Annotated in this window: 15 protein-coding genes; 3 read left to right on the top strand and 12 right to left on the bottom strand. The window is 52.3% G+C overall.

All coding sequences use genetic code 11. The features are described from left to right. Positions 1-184 precede the first annotated feature (184 nt). A complete protein-coding gene (locus tag BM412_RS27225; RefSeq protein WP_091224845.1) occupies positions 185-2521 on the top strand; it encodes a bifunctional diguanylate cyclase/phosphodiesterase in 2337 nt (778 codons plus the stop codon). A 1402-nt stretch (positions 2522-3923) separates the two neighbouring features. On the opposite strand, the gene BM412_RS27220 is transcribed toward BM412_RS27225, so the two are convergent. The 10 genes from BM412_RS27220 to BM412_RS27180 form a co-directional block, all read right to left on the bottom strand. Then, positions 3924-5516: a sensor domain-containing diguanylate cyclase gene (locus BM412_RS27220; protein ID WP_177246117.1), complete on the bottom strand. Its 1593-nt coding sequence runs from the start codon at positions 5514-5516 to the stop codon at positions 3924-3926. Positions 5517-5651: 135 nt separating this feature from the next. Further along, on the bottom strand, positions 5652-5807 hold the full coding sequence (locus tag BM412_RS32260) for a hypothetical protein (RefSeq protein ID WP_177246116.1): 156 nt from the start codon (positions 5805-5807) through the stop codon (positions 5652-5654). Positions 5808-5812: 5 nt separating this feature from the next. Continuing rightward, positions 5813-6109: a ferredoxin family protein gene (locus BM412_RS27215; protein WP_090980218.1), complete on the bottom strand. Its 297-nt coding sequence runs from the start codon at positions 6107-6109 to the stop codon at positions 5813-5815. Continuing rightward, positions 6110-7405, bottom strand: a complete 1296-nt coding sequence (locus tag BM412_RS27210) for an FAD-dependent oxidoreductase (RefSeq protein ID WP_091224843.1) — start codon at positions 7403-7405, stop codon at positions 6110-6112. Further along, positions 7398-8420: an electron transfer flavoprotein subunit alpha/FixB family protein gene (locus tag BM412_RS27205; RefSeq protein ID WP_091224842.1), complete on the bottom strand. Its 1023-nt coding sequence runs from the start codon at positions 8418-8420 to the stop codon at positions 7398-7400. Before BM412_RS27205 ends, BM412_RS27210 begins: the two co-directional genes overlap by 8 nt. Beyond that, on the bottom strand, positions 8417-9247 hold the full coding sequence (locus tag BM412_RS27200) for an electron transfer flavoprotein subunit beta/FixA family protein (RefSeq protein ID WP_091224841.1): 831 nt from the start codon (positions 9245-9247) through the stop codon (positions 8417-8419). Before BM412_RS27200 ends, BM412_RS27205 begins: the two co-directional genes overlap by 4 nt. Before the next feature lie 263 nt (positions 9248-9510). Continuing rightward, on the bottom strand, positions 9511-10179 hold the full coding sequence (locus BM412_RS27195) for a hypothetical protein (RefSeq protein ID WP_091224840.1): 669 nt from the start codon (positions 10177-10179) through the stop codon (positions 9511-9513). A 43-nt stretch (positions 10180-10222) separates the two neighbouring features. Further along, on the bottom strand, positions 10223-11563 hold the full coding sequence (locus tag BM412_RS27190) for an arsenic transporter (RefSeq protein ID WP_091224839.1): 1341 nt from the start codon (positions 11561-11563) through the stop codon (positions 10223-10225). Between the two features lie 503 nt (positions 11564-12066). After that, positions 12067-13083 carry a sensor histidine kinase gene (locus tag BM412_RS27185; RefSeq protein ID WP_091224838.1) on the bottom strand — a complete coding sequence of 339 codons (1017 nt, stop codon included), beginning with the start codon at positions 13081-13083 and terminating at the stop codon, positions 12067-12069. Beyond that, positions 13080-13751, bottom strand: coding sequence for a response regulator transcription factor (locus BM412_RS27180; RefSeq protein WP_091224837.1), 672 nt, complete (start codon positions 13749-13751; stop codon positions 13080-13082). Before BM412_RS27180 ends, BM412_RS27185 begins: the two co-directional genes overlap by 4 nt. 182 nt (positions 13752-13933) lie before the next feature. Here BM412_RS27180 and BM412_RS27175 point away from each other — a divergent pair, with 182 nt between their 5' ends. Next, complete coding sequence (locus tag BM412_RS27175) at positions 13934-14701, top strand: ABC transporter ATP-binding protein (RefSeq protein WP_091224836.1); 768 nt, start codon at positions 13934-13936, stop codon at positions 14699-14701. Beyond that, entirely contained in the window at positions 14688-16634 is a 1947-nt protein-coding gene (locus BM412_RS27170) for an FtsX-like permease family protein (RefSeq protein WP_177246115.1), read from the top strand. The genes BM412_RS27175 and BM412_RS27170 overlap by 14 nt, the downstream gene beginning before the upstream one ends. A 72-nt stretch (positions 16635-16706) precedes the next feature. On the opposite strand, the gene BM412_RS27165 is transcribed toward BM412_RS27170, so the two are convergent. Further along, positions 16707-22844, bottom strand: a complete 6138-nt coding sequence (locus BM412_RS27165; RefSeq protein WP_091224834.1) for a S8 family serine peptidase — start codon at positions 22842-22844, stop codon at positions 16707-16709. A 174-nt stretch (positions 22845-23018) separates the two neighbouring features. Then, positions 23019-23765 (bottom strand): amino acid ABC transporter ATP-binding protein, encoded by a 747-nt coding sequence (locus tag BM412_RS27160; RefSeq protein ID WP_091224833.1) that lies wholly within the window; start codon positions 23763-23765, stop codon positions 23019-23021. Positions 23766-23770 lie beyond the last annotated feature (5 nt).

Genomic DNA, 23770 nt, shown 5'->3' with positions numbered 1-23770 from the left:
CTCTATGTAGTCATCATGAATTAACGTAAGGATCTGCCTTGTGTTTCTGCTAGTGTGACCCTGTGGCAGAGATTTGATAAGAAGACAGCATATTATACCGAAGAATGGAGGAATTTGTCGATTCGTGACGAATTGATAACGACTGGTTATTATTTCCCTTTATGCTCGAGAGGAGTTCTGCATCTTGTATAACTTAAATGACGACTCGCAATTGAGATACACGACTCCCCGGAAGACTTGGTTCATCCTGCTCGCCAGCGCGCTGCTTCTTGGCAGCTGCTTCTGGTGGATCACAAGCGCCTACAGCCGCTGGCTGCATAAAGAAGTCTACCATGACGCATCCGTAGAGCTGGCTGCGAATGCCTCCTCACTGACACTATCTCTGGAGCGCAGGCTCTTGCTCTCGGACGGGCTTAAAGCATTCGTGGATACCTCGCTGATGGACTCGCAGCATGGGCTTGATTCTAACCATTTTAACAGTTTCGCCAAAAGTTTCATCGGCCCTATCCAAGGCATTCGCAACTTGTCCGTCTATCCCGGCGGTATCGCTAAATTTGTTTATCCGCTTAAAGGGAATGAGAATGTCATCGGGCTCGATCTCTTTAATCATGCCAATTCCGATATTCGCGAGAATGCCCTGCGAACGCAGCATCTGAATGTCAAAACGATCTTCGGTCCGTTCGAGCTTACGCAAGGCGGTCTTGGGTTATTGTCCAGGCAATCCATCTTCGTTCAGCGTGAGTTCTGGGGTTTCGTCTCCATCGTACTCGATGTGCCGCCGATTCTGGAAGAGGCCGGTCTGACGAAGGTGAACAAGGGCATTGATCTGGCTGTAAAAGCGGGCAAAAACGTGATCTACGGGGATCCGAGCCTCTATGAACGGTCTCCGCTGCTGGAGAACGTCTATCTGGCCGAAGGAAGCTGGGAGATTGCCGCACTGCCGAATAAAGCGAAGTTGAACGCGATTGATACGAAGGTCCAGATTATTCAGCTGATTTTCCTATTGGCGCTGATCCTGCTTATCTACTTGATATATATTCAGATGACTCAGAAACATAAACTTCAAGTGATGGTGAACGAGCGGACGAATAACCTGACGCGCACCAATCAACAGCTGGAAGCTACCTACGAGGAGCTGATTGCTACCGAGGATGAGCTGCGTACCCAATATCGGCTGCTGGAAGGCACCGAGCGGACGCTCCGCCAGATGGCTTACCGCGATACGGTAACCGGACTCAACAACCGTACTTTCTTCCAAGAACGGCTCGAAGAAATCATCCTCACGGCCGGCAGCAAGAACCGTCGCTTCGCGCTGCTCTTCATCGATCTGGATCAGTTCAAGCTCATTAACGATACGCTCGGCCATTCCTATGGCGACTTGCTGCTGAAAGAAGTCGGCGAGCGGATGACGATGCTGCTGACCAAAGGCGAATCGTTCTCGCGCATCGGCGGCGACGAATTCACGATTATTTTGCCGTATTTGAAGGATCTGGCGCATTTGCACCATATGGCGCAGCAGGTTGTGAACTTGTTCCAGCAGCCTTTTGTCCTGCAAGGGATGGAGTATTACGTGACCGCAAGCATTGGGGTCACGGTCTTCCCTGAACACAGCGACGATGCGGAGCTGCTCATGAAGTATGCGGATGCCGCGATGTACCGCGCGAAGGAAGAGGGCAAGAACAACTACCGGATTTATGACGATACGCTGAATGCCGATGTGCAGGAGAAAATTTATATCAAGAACAGCCTGCGGCGCGCGCTGGAGAACAAAGAATTCGAGATTTACTATCAGCCGCAGCTGGAAATTAAGACGAAGAAGATTATCGGGCTTGAAGCCCTTATCCGTTGGAATCATCCGAAGCGCGGACAAATTCCGCCTTCTATCTTCATCCCGATCGCCGAAGAATGCGGCTTGATTGAACCGATCGGGGAATGGGTGCTGCGTACGGTATGCGCGCAAAGCAAGGTGTGGCAGGACGCCGGCGCCGAGCCCATCCGGGTCGCCGTCAATTTGTCCGCCCGCCAATTCAACCAGCGTAACAAACTTACCGAGCTAATTAAGTCGATACTGGCCGAAACCGGACTCGATCCCGCCTATCTGGAGCTGGAGATTACGGAGAATCTGGCCATGCAGGACGAGAACGCGGCCGCCTTGCAGGAGCTGCGCAATCTCAATATCACGATTTCCATCGATGATTTCGGCACCCATTATTCCTCCCTTAGCTACCTGAAGCGATTGCCAATCGACAAGATCAAGATCGATCGCTCTTTCGTAAACGGCATCTCCAAGGAACCTAAGGATGAGGCGATCATTCTGGCCATTATGCTGATGGCAAGCCATCTCGGCTTAACCATCATCGCAGAAGGCGTTGAAACGCCGGACCAGCTGTTCTTCCTGCAGCAGAACCACTGCCATGACATTCAAGGCTTCCTGTACTATCCGCCTCAGCAGGCAGATACGATTCTTCGCATCCTGAACAGCCACTCGCCGGATAGTATGATGACAGCGGAGAAGAAATAGGAGAAGTTGAGATGAAGTAGACGCTGGAATGTGGAGTTTGGGATGTAGAGTGTGGATGTAGTGTGTGGATGTAGAGCGTGGATGTAGAGCGTGGATGTAGAGCGTGGATGTAGAGCGTGGATGTAGAGCGTGGATGTAGAGCGTGGATGTAGAGCGTGGATGTAGAGCGTGGATGTAGAGCGTGGATGTAGAGCGTGGATGTAGAGCGTGGATGTAGAAAGAGCAGCTCTCGGCTGAGAGCTGCTCTTTTGGAGGCCGCCGAAGTAGTCTCGACTGCCACTTTGGTGTCTATGCGTTCATGAACAAAACTTTAACGGTTGTCAGCGTGGCTATTTTGTGAAAATAAGCCTTTTGGAAATTCTAACGGTTGTGACAGACGTTATTTGCAGCAAATAGGTCGATTTCCAGTGGAAATCGTATAAATAAGCTCGCTGGCAACCGTTAGCATATAAAAAGGATGAATTTAGCCCAAATAACCACTGTCACAACCGTTAGAGTTGGAATGCGTAAAGCATGCGCTCATCGCAGAAGTAGAGAACATAAAGCGTTTGCTCTCATGGCATCCGGGGGCGAACCAACCAACGTTAGATCATACTTTTGCTTCTCGATGCACTGGAAAAAGGAGCAGCTCTCGGCTGAGAGCTGCTCCTTTTTGTTTTGTATGGGCTCGATTGCACTGATGTGTTGCTCCACGAGCCACTCTTCCGCTCATTTCGCCAGCTTCGCGCTATTGTGTTGCTCCACGAGCAACTCTTCCGCTCTTTTCGCCAACTTCGCGCTATTGTGTCGCCCTACGAGCCACTCTTCCGCTCTTTTCGCCAACTTCGTTCTATCGTGTTGCTCCACGGACCACTCTTTCGCTCATTCCGTCAACTTCGCACTGGTGTGTCGTTCTACGAGCCACTCTTCCGCTCATTTCGCCAGCTTCGCGCTATTGTGTTGTTCCACGAGCCACTCTTCCGCTCATTTCGCCAGCTTCGCGCTATTGTGTTGTTCCACGAGCCACTCTTCCGCTCTTTTCGCTAACTTTGCGCTATTGTGTTGCTCCACGGACCACTCTTTCGCTCATTCCGTCAACTTCGCACTGGTGTGTTGCTCCACGAGCCACTCTTCCGCTCTTTTCGCCAACTTCGTTCTATCGTGTTGCTCCACGGACCACTCTTTCGCTCATTCCGTCAACTTCGCACTGGTGTGTCGTTCTACGAGCCACTCTTCCGCTCATTTCGCCAACTTCGCGCTATTGTGTTGCTCCACGAGCTACTCATTCGCTCATTCCACTAACTTCCGCACTGATGTGTTGCTCCACGAGCCACTCTTCCGCTCTTTTCGCCAACTTCGCGCTATTGAGTCGCCCTACGAGCCGCTCTTCCCACGGACGGCGCCCCTTTACGACGCGCAGCGGCTAGAGCATATGCGCCGAAGCGGCGGTGTTCGCCGTCTCCACGCGGTTGCGGCCCAGATGCTTGGCACGGTAGAGCGCCTCGTCCGCGTCGCGGAATAAGACGGCCGCATCCTGCGCCGTGTCCGGGTACCGCGCGATGCCCATCGATAGCGTGACCGGCCTTCCAACGGGGCTGTCCGTTTCTTCCATGATCGTGCGCAGATTTTGCGCGTAGATCAGCGCCGTCTCAAGCCCCGTTTCCGGCAGCAGCACGACGAATTCTTCCCCGCCATATCTGCAGCAAATATGGTTTGCCTCGAACTGCGCTTGCATGTTGGCAGCCAGAAACCGCAGCACTTCGTCGCCCATCTCGTGCCCATATGTATCATTGACCTGCTTAAAGTGATCCAAATCCAGCACCATAATGACAAAAGGAAGCTCCTCCGCAATCCATGTGCGGATATAGAGATCCATCGTCCGCCGATTGTACAGTCCGGTGAGCGGATCGGTCTGTGCCTCCAGCGATAAATGGTCGAATCTCCTTCGGATTTGGCCGACAGCCAGCACGAATGCCCGGTGCATCGCATTGGCCTCACTATTCCAGGAATGAATGCGAGGGACCTCATCGCGCACGGACTTGCTGGTTAACAGCACCGAGGCGAAATTAGAGAGCTTTGTCAGCGGCTCTGACATTTTACCGATCAACCAATAGATAACGAGCAGCAAGAGCACCAGAATCGGAGCCATATACAGCGCCACCCTCAGAATCGGACGCTTGGACGCCGTTAAGATGACGTCAGTCGGCGTTTGCGTGACTACGCCCCACCCGGTCTCCTTCATATAAGTGTAGCTGGCCAGCATATCGACTCCGCGCGAATTCACGATCCGTTTCACGCCACTATGCCCGGAAAGCATCTCTGCAAAAATCGGATTAACAATATCGCGCTCCCCAATGCGGCTCTTATCCGGATGATACAGCAACGCGCCGGAGGCACTGACCACATAGGCGTAAGTACCGTTACCGGACTGTGCAACATCCCCTAGAATGGTATTCAGCAAATTGGTCTCGTGCAGACGGATCGTACCGCCGATGTACCCCAAATATTCGCCGTCGGCGCCCCACAGCGGATGGCTGACCATAATAATCAACTGATTCGCCGCACTGATATAGGGCTCCGAAATAAGCGGCTTTCGTTCCTGCAGCGCCTGCTTGGCGCCGACCGTTTCAATGGTTTTGCCTTTAAGCCCCGTATCGGTTTCCGATGCAATGCTGATCACTTTGCCGGTCTTATCGACCACGACGACCGCTTTGTACATGGGATTTGTTTGTTGAATTAGCTTCACCTGCTCGTCCAGGTCAGGACGGCTCAGACCGCCCTTCGCGATATGTTCGGCGTTGTACTTCAAGTTCTGCTTCATCGAAGCGAACAGCTCATTGACCGTATCGCTGATCTTTGTCGTATACATGTGGTTAAGCTGGAAATTCATCGTCATCAACGAATTCTTCTCGTTGCGATAGCTGATCAACAAGCTGATTCCCAGCGTAATCACGACGGTTGCAACGACAAGCGCACACACCATCGTGCGTATCGAAAATCCCTTCGTTCGGAGCATGCACATGCCCCCTTTCAAGCTGATGAGAGATTATTCGACAAAAACCGCCAAAGTTCCTGCATCTTTCACGCCCTCACAAAATAAAAACGCTCCCCTGCAAGGCAGGAGAGCGGCCGACATCTAACGTATGCGTTTTCAACTCCGGAGCTGAATCTTCTCCAGCAGCTCTTCCCGCTCCCAGCTTACGAACTGATCCTCCCAAGCTACGTGGTATAAGCCCTCCCCGGCTTCCATTACGGTACCTCTCGTGCCGTCCAGCAAGAACACAACGCAATCTCCGACCTCGAACATCGTTATCACCCCAGTCTGAAAACGATTCCGTGACCACCTTTCGGATATTCCCACTTGATGTTCTGATGCGGACAGCCGATGCGGCAGCTCCCGCACTCATGACAGCCTTCGTAGCCGACATGCATGCGGATCTCCTCCCATTTGTACACCTCTGCCGGGCAGAAAATAGTGCATATTTTGTCCGGACAGCTCGACATGCACACCTCGGCATCCAGCACAGTCAGATGCGACTTCGTATCGGCGTTAAACCTGAGGAGATACTGTTTCTCTTCGATGGACTGCCCTTTCGCCAGATCGCTCATTTACTTAATCACCTTCCAGGCGCGGTACAAATCCCGCGCGATTTTCACCTTCTCTTTCGCCGACCCGATGTCCCGCCAAATCTTCTTCTGCTTCTCCCGTTTCGAAGTGCCGTCTACGGTGAACATCTGGCTCGCCGCGCGGTTGATCATCGGAATGTATTCATCGAAGTATTGCGGGAATTTGTCAAAATGATGCGTGGAGTCTTTGTACTTCTTCAAATCCTTCCCGACAAAGCTGCCCATCAGCGCTGACTTGTACCGATCGAGAAACGCCTCCGAGAAATCCCCGGCTTGCTTCGCCAGCACGACCGTCTCCGCGGCCAGACGCCCGGACGTCATCGCCATATTGGAGCCCTCGCGGTGAATGGCGTTGACAAGCTGCGCCGCGTCGCCAACGACGAGCACGCCGTTGCCGACCACCTTCGGCATGGAGTAGTAGCCTCCCTCCGGAATCAGATGCGCGAGATATTCCTGCGGCTCCGCGCCTTGCACGAACGGACGGATCATCGGATGATTTTTGACATAATCGAGTAAGTGGTGAGGCTTTAGCTTATGCTTGATCATGCCCGAAAGTAACGTGCCCACACCCAGACTGAGCGTGTCCTTATTCGTATAAAGGAACCCGGTGCCGAGAATGCCTTTCGTGGCATCGCCAAACAGCTCGATCGTGCAGCCTTGCCCTTCTTCCAAGTTAAAGCGGTCCTCGATGACCTTCTTATCCAGCTTCAAAATCTCCATCGTCGCCAGCGCCACTTCATCCGGTTTAAACTCCTTGTGGAAGCCGAGCGACTTGGCGAGCAGCGAGTTCACGCCATCGGCAAGAACGACTACGTCGGCATAGAGCTGACCGTCCGGGCGATCGGTTTGAACGCCGACGACTTTGCCGTTCTCAACAATACAGGAGAGGACAACCGTCTCATTGATGAGCAGCGCCCCTTGCTCCACCGCTTTGCTCGCGAACCACTGGTCGAACTTGGCCCGCAGCACGGTGAAATTGTTATAGGGCTCGCGTGCCCACTCAAGCCCTTTATAACCGAATGTCGTAGCCGATTCTTTATCCATCATCATGAAGCGCTGCTCCACGATGGGCCGTTCAACCGGCGCTTCCTTATAGAATTCCGGGATGACATCCTCCATCATCTGCCGATAGAGCACGCCGCCCATCACATTCTTCGAGCCGGGATACTCCCCCCTCTCGAGCAGCAGCACTTTCACGCCCGCCTTCGCCAGCTCGTAAGCGCAGGCAATTCCGGCAGGCCCTGCGCCCACGACGATACAATCAAACTTCTCAGGCATAGTTACTCTCCTTCCCAAGCGCAAGCTTGAACTGCTCGATCAGCAGCGGCACAATTTCGAAGGCATCGCCTACGATGCCATAATGGCAGGATTGGAAGATCAGCGCGCCGGGATCTTTGTTAATCGCGATAATGAGTCCGGAATTCTGCATGCCCACAATATGTTGAATCGCCCCGGAGATTCCGATGGCAAAATAAATCTTAGGCGTCACGGTCACACCGGTTTGCCCGACCTGATGATGATGCCCTACCCAGCCGGCTTCGACCACATCCCGGCTTGCCCCCACTGCAGCACCGATGACATCGGCAAATTCGTGGATGAGCCGGAACCCGGCCGGACTCCCAAGCCCCTTGCCGCCGGCGACGATAATGTCCGCCTCGTCGATCCGAACCGTCTGCACGGTATTGCGCACGATTTCGAGCACTTTGGTCCGTACATCATCCTCGTGCAGCTCGATGGACTCTTCAATAACCGTACCCTCTCGGGCCGTGTCGCGCGGAAGCGCCCGCACGACCTTCGGTCTTACCGTGGCCATTTGCGGCCGGTATTTCTTGCATAGTATCGTCGCCATGATGTTGCCGCCGAAGGCGGGACGGCTTGCGAGAAGAAGACCTGTGTCCTCTTCCACGTCCAGCTGCGTAGTATCGGCGGTAAGGCCTGTCGGGAGGTCCGTGGCAACAGCGCTTGCCAAGTCCTTCCCCGTCGACGTTGCGCCGTAGAGGATAATCTCGGGCTTGTATTTCTCCGTACAGGCGAGGAGCGCCCGCATATACGTTTCGGTACGGTAATGCTTGAAAATCGGCGCGTCGTAGACATAAACTTGATCCGCGCCGTAATAGATGGCTTCCTGTGCAAGCGCGCTCACCCCATCGCCAATAATCACGCCGGCCAGCTCGGTTTTGCGTTTATCCGCCAGCTGTCTGCCCGCGCCAAGCAGCTCCCGCGCCACGGGTACGATTGCTCCGTCCTTGATCTCCATGAACACCCAGATGCCGCGGTAATCCTCGAAGCTCATGACGATTCCCCCTTCGCTTGGAACAGTTCCTTCTTCTCCAGCAATACGGTAAGCAGCTGGTTGACCTGCTCTCTTGCCGCGCCGTCCAGCATTTGTCCGCCCTGCGGTTTCTGCGGTGCCCACACCGACGATACGATCGTCGGCGAGCCTTTAAGACCGAGCTGTGCCTTATCCACATCCTCCAACTCATTCACGGACCAAATGTAGGGGTTATATCTGGCTGCTCGCAGCATGTTCGGCATCGTTGAATAAGGGACCTCGTTAATGTCCTTCTCGACGGAGAACAGACAAGGCAGCGTCGAGGAAATGACCTCGTAGCCGTCCTCCAGCTTCCGATGGAGAATCGCAATGCCCTTCTCCTTGTCGATCTCGACGATCTTCTTCACCGATGTCAGCGGCGGGATGTCGAGCCGCCGCGCGATGCCCGGTCCCACTTGGCCGGTATCTCCGTCAATCGTCATTTTCCCGCAGATAATAAGGTCGATCGGCTTTTCCTTGGCGATTTTGTTAAGCGCTTTCGTTAAGGCGTAGCTCGTAGCCAGCGTGTCCGCTCCGGCGAAGGCGCGGTCGGAAATCATATACCCCTCATCTGCGCCAATCTCGATGCACTTGCGAATCGCTTTGACAGCCGGCGGCGGGCCCATGGTGAGCACCGAAACCGTTCCCCCGTAACGCTGCTTCAGCCGAACCGCTTCTTCAACCGCATGCGCGTCATAGGGATTCAGAATCGCCGGCGCGCTGGCACGATCCATCGTGTTGGTTTTGGGGTTCATCTTGATGATTTTCGTATCCGGCACTTGCTTAATGCAGGCGACAATATGCAGCATCCCTTCAGCACCTCTCGTCTAAATACTAAAATATATAAGAGACAGCCCCAGAAAATGCCTGTACGCAGGAAAGGCTTGAACAATTATTGTTCAAGCCTTAGCGGAATCCATACCAACTACCCAAGCGCGCCAATGCAATTCCACATAAACTAAGATGTGCATGACCTCTATGCGGCCTTCTCCCGGAGGTCTTCTTTTTTTGTACATAATGCCATGAAACGAGGCTGAGCACCGCGACAGCACCTTGTAATCTAGTGGGAGGATTACTTCGGCGCATAGATGGATTTGATGTGCCGCATATTCAACATTGTGCTGTTTCCGCCCGCATCCATGAAGTCGATAAAGCCGCTGCCCACCTTCTTGATGACGCCTAATTTTGCGGATGGTCCGCCAAGATCAATAACGACCATATTGCCTTCTTCTTCCCTGCACCGTTCTTCGAAGCTTCTTGATAGAGCAGGCGGCAGCGGCTTCATCGAAGGTGTATCTGCACTTCGGGCGTACGGGAGATGAGAAGGCGGATAAGGAATAAGCCATTTCAAATGATGCAACGAAACGTAAAGCGCATTATAGATTGGCGAGCAAACGACAAGATAATCGTTCATAATGCCTTGCAAGAAACCATGCATCGGCTTGCTGCCGCTGATGCAGATTTCGACGAACATTCCTTTCGCTTCTTGAAGCACGGTCATTAGTGAAATGGAGTCGGGCTGCAACATCACACCCGGATCTCCTTGCCGGTCAGCCGCATTGTCGTTCGAAGCATCCGAATTCAATTTGTGCACGTGGATGGTAGGAATATACATATACCGCTCTTCATGGTAGAGAACCAGAATATCCGGACCCACATCGATTAATTTACCCGCTAACTTCTTTTTCCCCGTCACCTCCACATTCACTTTCTCCGCAAGATAAGGAATCAATTGATTCAAGCTAGTCCCTCCTTTACCTTCATATTTGGTTTGGCTTGTCTGGTCAAAAAATCCAACTCACCCAGTACGTTAACAGGACAAGCGTGAACAGCACCGTTACCGGAATAACGAGGACCGTTACCTTCATATACTCGGTCCACTTGAGTTTCACACCGCCTTTCCTGATGATATGCATCCACATGATGGTCGCCAGTGTACCAATCGGCAGCAAAAGCGAACCGATATCACTGCCAATAACACTTGCCAGATAAGAAACTTTGAGCGTAAGCGGGTCCAGACCCATATTCGTTAAAGTGAGCGTCCCGACCATTAATGCCGGATGGTTGTTAAACAAGTTGGACATGATGCTCAGCAGCACACCCATCAACACGCTTGCATGCAATAAGCTGCCGGAGACCAACGGCTGTAAATAATCAATTAACCACTCCGTCAATCCGATATTGCGCAGTCCATAGATGATAACGTACATCCCAAAAGCAAAGATCAAGATATACCACGGCGTTTTCTTCAACATATCGACAGGCGGTACTTTGAGATAAATCCAGCGCCATGTGAGCAGGAAAGCAGATCCGGCGACAGCCATTAACGCGACGGAAAAATGGAAATACGAAGCAACGAACAGACTGATCCGCACGCAGAAGACGAAGATAAGCACATTGCGCATAAACTTGCTGTTACGTTTAAAGTTCCCCTTAGTTGATTCCCCTTTGAGCGGATGGCCGCCCGGCGTTAATTTCCACGGCTCGATCTCAGGCAGCTTCTTCGGAAGCGTACGGTAGAAGATCGCAAACAAGAGAAGCGCCATAAACACAAGTCCAATAAATGCCGGCACGAACATCATCGCCGTATGCATATAGAGGTCCATATGAACGATTTTGAGTGCGATCAAATTGACGATGTTGCTTACGCCGATGGGAGCACTGGAGGCCGTTGCAATCAGAGCGCCTGAGAGGAGATAAGGGATCTTCTGATGGTTTTTGAGCCCCATGCTCTTAAGCAGCATAAGCAGAATTGGTGTTGTAATCAGAATACTGCCGTCATTATTGACGAAGAGCGTCATGAGAAAACAGAACAAGTTGGTGAGCCAGAATAGACGGATTCCCGAGCCCCGTGCCTTGCGGGTTAAGATTTCAGCGGCCCAATTGAAGAAACCGAAGCTCTCGAGCACAATCGCCATGACGATGGTGGCCATGATTGTAATCGCAGCGCCGCTGATCGTTTCCGTAATACTCCCTAAATCTCCAAGCGACACCGTACCGGTAAGCATAACGATAAAAGCACCGACCGTAGCCGGAATCGCTTCATTCACGTTCGGACGCCAGAACATAAAGCCGATGGTTAGGAAGAACGTACAAACTGTAATGATTGCCATTGCGTCGTGCATGTTTTTTACCTCTCTTCAAAGAATCGTTTCTCTAGTCTTTCATTCTCCTTTCAAGCCGAATAGGAACTCATTCTTCGCCCTGCTGTTTTCATAGATTCCTCCTCTGCATGCCCCTAACTGCAGCTATGTACTGTATATATATGTACAAGGCAGATGGCTCGTACTGGACAATACCCCCGAATCTATGAAAACCATCTCCTATCAACGCTTGATAGATATCTCTGAATGGCATATGCCGGGAGTAGATAGTTGCCCATCGCCTAGCGGATTAGTGCCTATCAATAAAAAAAGGCAGGCCCATAAGTCATCAGCGAATGACTTGAGGGCCTGCATTAAATTTCAACTGCTTTTGCTGCCATGTGGATCTCTGGGTGAGCTTCTTGTGTTGCTCTGAGAGCTACTCTTTACTCGATCCCTCCACTTTTCGGCCAATGTGTTGCTCTTGTTCTATACTCTGAAGGTACGCAGTTGAAAAACTACTCCTAATTAGCCGCTCTGCATATCTAGGGTTCTAACCTGCGAAACTTCGGAAAATGAATCGTCACCGCGGTATACGCGCCTTCCTCCGAAGCGACCGACACCCCATGCCCAAGCTTGGCAGCCAGCTGCTTGACCAAATAAAGCCCCATGCCTGTCGATTTCGTATGACTGCGCCCGTTGAAGCCGGTGAACCCTTTATCGAACACGCGATGAACTTCCCCGGGCCGGATGCCAATCCCGGTATCGCGGATGACAAGCCGTCTCTCGCTGCCGTCTTCCTCGCAGAAGGCCGTGACTTCCCCGCCTTCTGCCGTGTACTGCAGCGCGTTGGCCATAATCTGATCGATCATGAATGCCAGCCACTTGCTGTCGCTGGCCACGAACATTTCGTCGCTTGGCGCGAGCAGAAACCGGATGCGCTTCGTGATGAAGAGCTTCGCGTATTTCTTCACGCTTCCTTTTACGACTGCGGAAATGCCGATTTCATTAATAAAATAATCCTTGGAGAACGAGTCAATCCGCGAATAATACAGCGCCTGTTCGACGTAGCCGTCAATCTTGCTGATCTCATCCTCCAGCTTGTCGACTAACTCATCAACCGGCTTATCGTCGCTGCCCGACAGCAGCAGCTTGCTTGCGGTAATCGGCAGCTTCACCTCGTGAATCCAGGACATCACGAAATCCTGATGATCCTTCATCTCCAGCTGCACCTGCTGAAGACGCTTGACGTAGGTCTCCTGCTGGCTGCGAAGAAGCGCGAAATACAGCGATTGGGCCTCATTCTGCGGCTCCGGCAGCGCCTCGAATCGTTCCAACTCGTCGCTATGGAGCAGCTCCGCCAGTTCCTTATAGAAGGAACGACGATAGTAATAGCCGGACACCATATAGATCATAGCGAACGCAATGCAGCTTCCATCAATGTAAGCCACGTCACTCCAGCCGTTGCCGCTGACAATTAGCATGACGGTCACGAAGAGCAGCACGGCCGCAAACCAGCTTATGTAATAACGCTTGTCCTTCAAATAAGAGAGAAAGGTCATTCGATCATATATCCCTGCCCTTTCCGCGTCGATATGAAGTCTTCACGGCCGAGTTCAGCCAACTTCTTGCGCAGTCTCACGATATTGACGGTCAGCGTGTTGTCGTCCACGAAGCTTTCGTCCTCCCACAGACTTCGCATCAGCTTCGTCCTGCTGACAATGGACCCTTTCTGCCGCATGAGCAGGCTCATGATGACGAATTCCGTCTTCGTCAGTTCTGCCTTCCGCTCGCCTTGATACAGAGCTCCATCCTTCAAGTTCAAGAGAATGCCGTCATGCTCGATAGCGCTCGTTTGCGCGTCCATGTAGGTATAGGTTCGGCGCAGCAGCGCATTAATCTTAGCAATGAGCACATCGGAGTGAAACGGCTTCTGAATAAAATCATCCCCGCCCATATTCATGGACATAATCATATCCATAGGGGTATTGCGCGAGGAAATGAAGAGAATGGGCACCTTCGACACGGCGCGGATCTCGCTGCACCAATAGAAGCCGTCGAAAACCGGCAAATTAATATCGAGCAGCACGAGATGCGGTTCCTCACGGGCAAAGCGGCCCATGACGTCTTGGAAATCGACGATAGCCGCTGTCTCGAACCCCCACTTATTCAGCGACTCGCAAATCATCTCCCGTATAGTCGCGTCATCCTCGACAATCATGATTTTCAACGTAGCTTTCGCTCCCCGCCATGGTTTCTTCTTTCATGTTACCTTTGGCCCCAATAGGAAGCAACCAACCTGACAAATCTGTAAGGTTACCGACGGAAGATGTAAGCTTAAGCTAGGGTTGATTCCTGTACAATGGAGCTATAACCGGTGCGGTGAGCACCCAATGGAGAGGACAACTGACGATGAAGACCATATTGGAAGCAACCGCCGTGCGCAAAGTATACGGCGCTAAAGGCAATCTATATACCGCCCTGCAGGACATTGACCTTACTGTACGGGAAGGTGAGTTCGTCGGTATCATGGGCCCGTCCGGGTCAGGCAAGACGACGCTGCTGAACCTGCTGGCGACGATCGATCAGCCGACGGCCGGCGATATCGTCATTGACGGCCAGAGCATGCTGCGCATGAACGAGGAGCAGCTGTCGGCGTTTAGGCGCAGCAAGCTCGGCTTTATTTTTCAGGATTTCAATCTGCTCGATACGCTAACGGTGAAGGAGAATATTATATTGCCGCTTGCGCTGTCTAAGGCGAATGCCGCAGAGGTGGAGCGCCGTGCCGAGGAGGTTGCCGCCACCTTCGGGATCGGAGCGATCCTCGATAAATATCCGTATCACATCTCCGGCGGACAAAAGCAGCGTACAGCCGCCGCCCGCGCGATGATTACGCGGCCAAGCTTGCTGCTGGCGGATGAACCGACTGGCTCGCTCGATTCCAAGGCAGCCGCCGACCTGCTGGACAGCTTGAGGGGATTGAACGAGCAAGACCGCGCCACCATTCTCATGGTCACGCATGATGCGTTTGCCGCGAGCTACTGCAAACGAGTTATTTTTATTAAGGATGGGACGTTGTTTACCGAATTGGTGCGGGGGTCGATGACGCGCAGCCAATTCTTCAAGAAGGTGCTCGATGTGCTGGCCGTGCTTGGAGGTGGCTCCGGTGACCTTGTTTAGTTTGGTCAAGAAGAACCTGATTGGGAATGCGCGCAGCTATTTGCTCTATTTCATCTCTCTCGTGCTGAGCGTGATGATCTACTTCACCTTCGTTTCGTTAATGTATAGCCCTGAAATCGAGGCCACCATGGAGCTTGCGGACAGCATCCGTAACGTTTTCTTCGGCGCTTCCATCGTGCTCATTCTATTCGTCGCCGTGTTTATCTGGTATTCAAACGGCTTCTTCACAAGGCGGCGGAAAAAGGAAGTCGGTCTCTACGCGCTGCTTGGCATTCGCAAAAGAACCATCGGCCTGCTTCTGTTCTATGAGAATCTTCTGATGGGCGCAGCGGCGCTTGCGGCAGGGGTGCTGCTCGGCACGCTGCTTTCCAAAATGTTCGCGATGATCTTCCTGAAGCTGTTGGATTCCGCGGTAGAGGTCAGCTTCCGGTTCTCCGGCACTGCCATCGTCAACACGGTCATCGTGTTCATGGCGCTCATCTTGCTGGTGTCGGTACGGGCTTACCGCCTGGTGTACCGGTTCCAGCTCGCGCAGCTCTTCCAAGCGGACAAAGAAGGCGAGCATGCTCCGCGCACATCGCTGGTCGCAGCCCTTGCGGCCGCAGCGCTGCTTGCAGGCAGCTATTGGATCGTGTTTCAACCGATGACGACCAGTGAACAGATGGGCCGGAACGGCCTGCTGTTCTTGATCGGGCTGATTGCGGGCACGTATCTGCTGTTTCGCTCCGGCATTATGAAGCTGCTGCAGCTGGCGCAGCGGAACAAAGCCCGCTACTATTCAGGGATGAACCTCGTCGCCGTTTCTCAGCTCGCGTACCGCATGAAGGGCAATACCCGCACGCTATCCATGATCGCGCTGCTGAGTGCGATGGCGCTAAGCGCCGTCAGTACGGGATATATTATGTATACCGATAACGGACGGGCAGCCGAGGAGGCTGCGCCGTTTAGCTACAGCTGGGTGAGCCGCAGCGAGCTTGACGCGAAGGCTGCCGCTCTTATCGAAGCGGATAAATCGCACCCGGTTACGGCGAAGGCGCAAATTCCCGTCCTGCGCGTGGTAGGTGACGTATCGAAGCTTGTCTATATTCCGTCCGCCTTTCCCGCTGCCGAAATGCCGATGAAATTGATATCGGCGAGCGCATACACGGACGCCGTCAATGCACTCGGAGAACGCAGCCAGCTGAGTGAGCTGCAGCGCGATGAGGCCGCAATCATTCGGCCGCGTTATACGTCCGATCTCTCGTCTGCCGATTTCGTCGGCCGCACGATTGATTGGCGCGGCAAGGATGCGGCGGCTGCCGCTCCGCGGACAGAGGTCCGCGTGACGCAGCTCTTGGAAGAGCACGTGCTGCGCTGGGGTTATCCCGACCTTGCGCTGGTCGTAAGCGACGAGACGTTCGCCGCGATGTCGAAGGCTTCGCCTCCGCTTACGTATATGGTGTACAACATCGAGAATGAGCGCAAGACAGGGACGATGGCCAAGGCGCTGCTTGCGATGGCCGAAGAAGATGATGAAATGTCGCCGTTCTACACCCCCTACCGCGAAGGACTGGAGAATGGCGGTCTGAATTTGTTCATTCTCGGCTTCCTCGGGCTCGTGTTCCTTGCCGCGACCGGCAGCATCATCTACTTCAAGCAGCTGGCCGAAGCACATGCCGACCGTGAGCGCTATGCAGTACTGCGCAAGATCGGCGTCAGCAGGCAAGAAATCCGCCGGGCAATCGCGAAGCAAACGCGGTTCATCTTCGCGCTGCCGCTTCTTGTCGGCATCGCCCACAGCGCCATGTTCCTGAAGGTGCTCGACAATGTAAACCTGATTGCCGGCAGCTGGAGCATTGCTTTCGCCATGGCCGCTTATATGATGATTTACGCGGTGTACTACGGCATTACGGTCGCATCCGTGAATCGGATCGTCAATGGAACAGCGTCATAGAGACGCGCGCCGTATATGCGCATACAACAAAAAAAAGACGGAGCAGGGTCAGCCTGCTCCGTCTTTTTTTGTTTAGTTCATAAAACCTGCGTACTGCAGCCAACGTTTCAATACAACCGCCGCTTCTGCACGGGTTGCATGGGCTTTAGGTGCAAATGCGCCTTCATTATTGCCTTGCAGAATGCCTGCGCCTGCAGCTTGAGCTACAGCGTCCTTAGCCCAACCTGCAATGCTGCCTTTATCCGTGAAGGAGAGCGATGTCGCAGCGGATGATTTACCCGCGAATTTAAAGGCGCCTGCCAGCATGACCGCCATTTCTTCACGCGTTATCGTTGCGTTCGGGGCAAAGCTGTCCTTGCTGCGACCGGAAACGATGCCTGCTTCTACTACGGCGTGAACCGCGCTGGCGTACCATTTGTCTGCCAGCACATCAGCAAATGCAGTAGCTGTATCCACCATCTCAAGACCAAGCGCTCTTGCCAGCATCGCGGCAAACTCTGCCCGTGTTACGGTGCTGCTTGGCGAGAATGTGCTTGTGGAAGTGCCTTTAACAAGCAGCGCCGAAGCGAGCAGCTCGATTTCTTTCTTCGCCCAATGCGCGGTCACATCGGCGAATGTTTTTGGCGTAACTTGAACGATACCGTAGAGGCTTGCATGAGGAGCCTTAATAACGGCTTCTACTGTACCTTTGTCATTCTTTACAGTAGCCGGGATGAAGGACAGCTCGCCTGTAGCAGGATCAACGAGGACCGCCATAAATGGCTTGCCTTCACCTTGACCTTCAACCACGATTGTTCTTGTTACATAGGTGCTGCCGAAGCTTGTGATCTCTTCGGATTTACCGCCTGCGCTTGCAGTAACGGTAAAGTTAACGACACCGATAACATTCATGTTGTTCGCTTTCGCGCTGTCTGCGATTTGCTGCTCTTGCTCCGTTGTAGGGGCAGTCATCGAAATCGTGACAGTCATTCCGCTCAGCTCCGAACCAAGCGATTGCGCAAGCCCTTTAAAGTCAACCGAGTGAAGAGGTAAATTGAAGCTTCCGTTCTCGGTCTCGACAGCGATTACGGCATTTGAATTCGATTTGATTGCTTCAGCAAGCACATCTGCCGGCAATTTGAAATCGATGTTGTCTGCCGCTTGGTCGAGATGGATCACGATCGTTTGTTTCGATGCATCATTGCCTTTAAGCGATTCGAACGCTTTCGTTAGTTCGTCGGCTTTCGGCGTAACGGTTACATTGGCTTTGCCGTCCGTTGTTGTGCCTGATTGAATCTCGCCGGCACCCGGTGTTAGTACAACACCGTTGTCGCCTTCGGTCACCGTGTTATCCGGCGGTATAAATCCGCCACCACCAGAACCACCCGTAGATGCTGTCGTTACCGATACGATATTGGATTCGCCTGCGTTCGGTCCGCCTGTTACTACAATTCTGAATTGATACGCGGTACCCGCCGACAACTCCGTAACCTTCGCGGTCGCAGCGTCAGCCGCAAGCCCCTCTGACGTCTTGGATTTCGTCCAGGTTGTGCCATTATCGTTCGATTGTTCAATCGCAATCTCCCATGCTTCAACTGCAGCGCTCCACTCAAACTCGGCTTCCGTCTGAGTTACAGCTTTATTCGTGAAATCGCTGATCGGCGCTGCTTTGGTTGATACGTCCACAATATTGGATACGCCCGCATTAGGGCCACCGGTTACAACGATTCTGAACTTATACGCAGTACCGGCTTTCAAGCCCTGTACCTTAGCTGCTTCAGCGTCCAATGCGAGCGGTTCAACCGTCTCGGCCGCCTTCCACGTAACACCATCATCGCTGGACTGATCGATGGAGATCGCTGCCGCGCCTTCTACAGCAGTCCATTCGAATTCAGCTTCATGCTCGTTAATCGATTTATTCGAGAGGTCACTAATCGCTTCAGTAGCTGCCAGCTCATCGACGAAGTCCTGCAAGCCTTTGTCATCGATCGTCTCTTGAGGTGTACCCGTTGCTTCCGAATCCACTTCCAGGAAGTTCTTTTCGATAAACGCCATATCCTTCGCGTCAACGAGTCCATCCTGGTTCAAGTCTTCCGCAGGGAAGTTCGTGTCGGACCGCTTGTAAGCTTCTGCGGCTACCAGCTGCGCATCCAGAATATCGATCATATGGTCGCCGTTCACATCACCGGCCAGGTTGAGTGCATTTCTAAAGAGTGGATTTTCCCCAACCGGTTCATCAAACATCGTTTTTCCGAGTTTTATCGATACATGGCTTGTCAGATGCCCCGGAATTACAGTGGTAAATTCAGTCTCATTCTCGCTGAGCGGGAGTTTATCAAACGTTATTCTACCGCTCGGTTCGATCATTCCCTCATACTCAGTGCCGTCAACGTTCGCGGATACCTTGGCCCCGATTATGCTGTAATCCTTCGGATAATTCAAGTTGCCATCATCACCATAGAAGGTCATGAAGGCTTCAGGATATAATGATCCTTCTGCCTGTGAATGTTTAGCTAATACGTTGAAGCCGTCGATTTTATTGAAAACAGGAATTTCAGTAGCTGCTTCCTCGCCTGCTTTCGTGTAGTAAAATTTCTCGATATTTTGTTCGATATTCATTGTATCGTAACCTTGATACATCTCATCATTCGCTAATTTGAACGTCACATCAACGAATGGCATGTCTCCGTTAAATCCGACAAAGTTATTGCCAACTACGGAGGCACCAACGTTCACTACATTTTTGGATGACCAAATTGGGTCTTCGTGAATGGTCGGCTCATCCAGTTTGACAGTTACTCCTGCTGCATCCGCCTTTGCTTGGAACGCATCGTTTACTTTCACATCTACAAATTCAAGTTCTTTGTAATAGCTCACATCGTATTTGCCTGCAACGAGATCTTCGACATTGTTCAGGTTGAGCGTCATCGTGACTTCGTCACCTTGATACAATTTGTCCTTGTCATACTCTGGAACGACATAAGGCGAACCGGCTTTAATAAATCCATAGTGATGGAAATCGGCAAGCAAGTAACCGTTCGTCGCCATATCGATCGGGAATAACGTAAGCGTCATCGGCTTGTCCTTTTTCGTTTCCGGATCGATTAAATCGTCGCGCGTGACGCCGAACTTCACATTGCCATTCGCTTCGACCTTGAACTCGCCATTCGCTTCTATGTCCTGGTTCTGAAAGTAGAACAGACGGTTAGCGGATTGCGTGATGCCAAGCGGTGACAGCTTTGCAGTTCCCTCGTCGAACAGGTTGGCATGAATCCAAATCGCATTGTGGCTGGTACCTTGCAATTCTTCTGTCGTAAACATGGAGTCATCGACTTCATATACGCCCGGTGCATAGTCAAGGAACGTCAGCTCAGGGCGCTTATTATCGATAATAAACATGGACTCTTTCGTAAAGGTACGGCCCTCTGCATCCTTCGCAACCATGTGCAGCGTGTATTCGCCTTCCTTCAGAAGCTCAGGCTGCGTAGAAATCTGATTGTTGGCAGGATCCCCGATATAAGCGAAAAACCATTCGCCCACTTGAATCCAAAGCTCTTCATCGATCGGAGCATCTGTTGCATCACGAGGTTCTGGAGCAAAACTTCCGATTGGATTTCCGTCCTTGTCCGTCACAACGGTTTCCACGGAGACCATAGCACTATTCAGCTTGAACATCATATATTTCAGGCTGTCTTGGAACGGATGACCCACTGACGGGTACTCCGACATGAAAGCCGGATTGAACAGATACATGTAGTCAATGCCCGGTTCAACGACGCGAATCGCAAATGGAAGCTGATACTTCTCATCGACATTCTCCGCGTTGGCAATGTGGACATAACCTTCATATCTGCCGTTCGCCGCCGTCTGCGGAACGACAACGGTTACCGGCAGCGTGACCGATGCGCCGGCCGGAACTTTAACGGAATCGACGCCACCCACATCAACCGAAACGTTGTTGTCAGCCGCACTAACGCTTCCGCCTACGAAAAACTCAGCAGCAAACGTAAATATTTTATCGGTTGAGCTATGATTCGTGATGGTCATATTTCTGCTTTCGCCAATATCTTGGAACTTCGCATGGTTACCATAGGAAATCGAGCCAGTAGGGTTGTCGATCGTAACCGGCATTCCTTTCTGATCGAGCGTCTGGACTTTGTTCAGTACCGTGATGGATACATCCGCATTCACGGCTTCCTTCACATCAACTTCGCCTGCGCCGACTTGATAGACGGAGTAGTCACCGTTCAGGTCGTCCGCCGTATTCATTAGCGCTGCTCTGACATCGAAAGGTGTATACTCCGGATGCTGCTGCAAAATCAGAGCAATAATACCCGCTACATGCGGCGTTGCCATCGACGTACCGGAGATTCGTGCGTAAGCATGCGAGTAGTCAATGCCTTCTTCCTTGCTGTGAATATACTCCGGGTAAGTGGAATAGACATTCACGCCTGGTCCAACAACATCCGGTTTGATATCATAGCTGCCGTTAACCGGGCCCACTCCGCTAAAACCGGCTAGATGGCCGCCTTCTGTAACAGTGCTTCCCATGGAGCTGAACGATACTTTCGGAGCTGCCATTCCTTTCAAGGCCTCACCATTTGCTTGGGTGGTCCCGAAGGTTGGGATTAAGCCAGAGCCATCACCAACAAAAGGAATATCGCCTTCTACGTTATTCGACATGATCGCAGCAATAGCGCCAGCCTTCGCTGCATTCTCCACTTTGGTTTGAAGAGGAAGCGTTCCACGCTGAATGAAAGCAACTTTGCCCGTAAGGTCCTTGCCTTCGAAGTCAGCCGTATCCGCTAATCCTACATTAACGATCTCGAAAGGTTGTTCGGTGTTCAACAACCCTTCCATAGAGGAATAGTTGTATGCAATAACATGCATCTCATCCAGCGAAATCGAACCCGAAGCATCCGACACGCTGCCCGTCATGGTCTTCAGCGAAATCGCAAAATCGCTTGCACCAACTGTGATGCCGAGCGGCGACGTGCCTGGTGAGGTTACCGTTTTCTCATCCGGTCCCGCATTCCCTGCCGCTACCGCGCATACTACGCCAAGCAGCGTAGCGTTATTGATCGAGACGGCCTCAGCCATGAGCGGGTCATTAACCATAACTCCAAGAGAAAGATTGATGACATCCATGCCATCCTGAACGGCTTTATCAATCCCCGCCATGATCTGACTCTCCGTGCCGGAGCCGTACGGGCCCAAGACGCGGTACACGTACAAGTCCGCCTCAGGCGCTACGCCAAGTGTCGGAGCGTCGGTTGCGCTGTTTTCGGCGCGTCCAACGATCGTTCCCGATACGTGCGTGCCGTGAGACGTATAGTAGGTTCCGCCTCCCTGATCCTCCGTTTCGCCGGATGCTTGCCAATCCTTGTACGTGGTTTCCATCGGGTCAGCATCGTTATCGATGGCGTCCCAGCCTTTGACGGAAGACGGATCAATCGTCTTCGGATCCACGCCTTCTTGCGCGCGGTAGCCTTTGTAGGCATGCGTCAAATCCGGATGGTTATAATCGATGCCCGTGTCAAGTACGCCTACTTTAATCCCTTGGCCTTTAATGCCCTGCGCATGCAAGTCATTAATGCCATCCAGCGGAATCGAGTTATCCGTGGACGGAGCATCGGATTGCGGCGCGGCTTCTGCACCGGTTAGCAATTCCATCTCTTTCGGATCCAGCTGTACGACATTGTCCTTATAAATCGTTTTAACGACGCCTGAACGAAGAAGGCTTTCGATATCCTTGCCCGGTAAAGTCATGGCAACGCCGTTAAAAGCATGATGATATTCTCTAGTAATCGCTACTTCTTCAGCTTCAAAGGTAGTCGGGCCTTGCTCGGCCGTTTTCTTCTCTACCAGCTGTTGAACATAGCTTTTGAACGTCGCATGGTCGTCTTCGGCTTCCTCTAAAGCTTCGTTAGGGGAAATGTTCACGCCTTTGGACGATTGTTTGAGCACTTCAACCTGTGCAGGCGCTTGCTTAAATTCCACGATGACGGAGACGGAAGCTGAGCTATTCAAGTTTAGTTCAGGTGAAATGACGGGACGCTTGAAATCCAGCTGTTTCAATGCGCTCTTCTGCGCCGGTGAGAGATTGTAGTTGGAAGGACTGACGTCCTTGAGCGAATTCGCTGCAAACACATTATAGGGAAGGGCAAGCGATAATAGCATACTGCCGACGATAACTTTGGAAACTAGCTTGTTTCTGCTGTTCTTGTGCATACCGACTCTCCTTCAAGTAGAAAAAATAATAGAACTAGAACGACTCTATTATGTAAATCTACTTGCAATCCCACCAAGCCACAATGGGGGGAATTTCGGCATAAAAAAAACCCATCCTCAGATAGGACGGGGCTTTCAAATGTAAATATATTTCCATATTTGCCAGTTTGACTGTTATTTCTCCAGCAAAATCGATAAAAACCGCTTGGTTCGCTCTTGCCGAGGGCTTCCAAATATTTGCTCCGGTGGGCCTTCTTCGACGATTACGCCCTCGTCGATCATAATAATGCGGTCCGCCACTTCACGAGCAAACTTCATCTCGTGCGTCACGATCATCATCGTACGTCCTTCTTTGGCAAGCTCGCGGATGACTTTCAATACCTCCTGCACCAATTCGGGATCGAGCGCCGAGGTCGGTTCGTCGAAAAGCAGCAGCTTGGGATCGATGGATATGGCACGCGCAATACCGATACGCTGCTGTTGACCGCCGGATAGTTGATGCGGGTAAGCATCCGCTTTATCGGCAAGACCTACCTTTTCGAGCAGCTCCCGCGCCCTCGCTCTTGCTTGCGCCTTCGTTCGGCGCAATGCCGTAATCTGCCCCTCCATAACGTTCTGCAGCGCAGTCAAATGAGGAAACAGATGATACGCCTGAAATACCATTCCCGTTTGCCGCCGCAGCGACAGCACGTCGGCTAGCTTAGGCTTCACGCCAGGCTGAAAGTCGATGCTGGCATTGCCGATGGCAACCGAGCCCGAAGTCGGCACCTCCAGCACATTCAGGCAGCGCAGCAGCGTTGATTTGCCTGAGCCGGACGGGCCAATAACGACGAGCACGCTGCCCTGCTCGAGTCGCATATCGATGCCTTTCAGCACGGCCGAGGAGCCGAACGATTTCGTTAAATTTTGAACCTGAATCATCGCGC

Origin of the sequence: Paenibacillus sp. BC26 (genome assembly GCF_900116125.1) — a bacterium.
Lineage (GTDB): Bacteria > Bacillota > Bacilli > Paenibacillales > Paenibacillaceae > Paenibacillus_Z > Paenibacillus_Z lignilyticus.
This window is presented reverse-complemented; position numbering and strand designations above follow the sequence as displayed.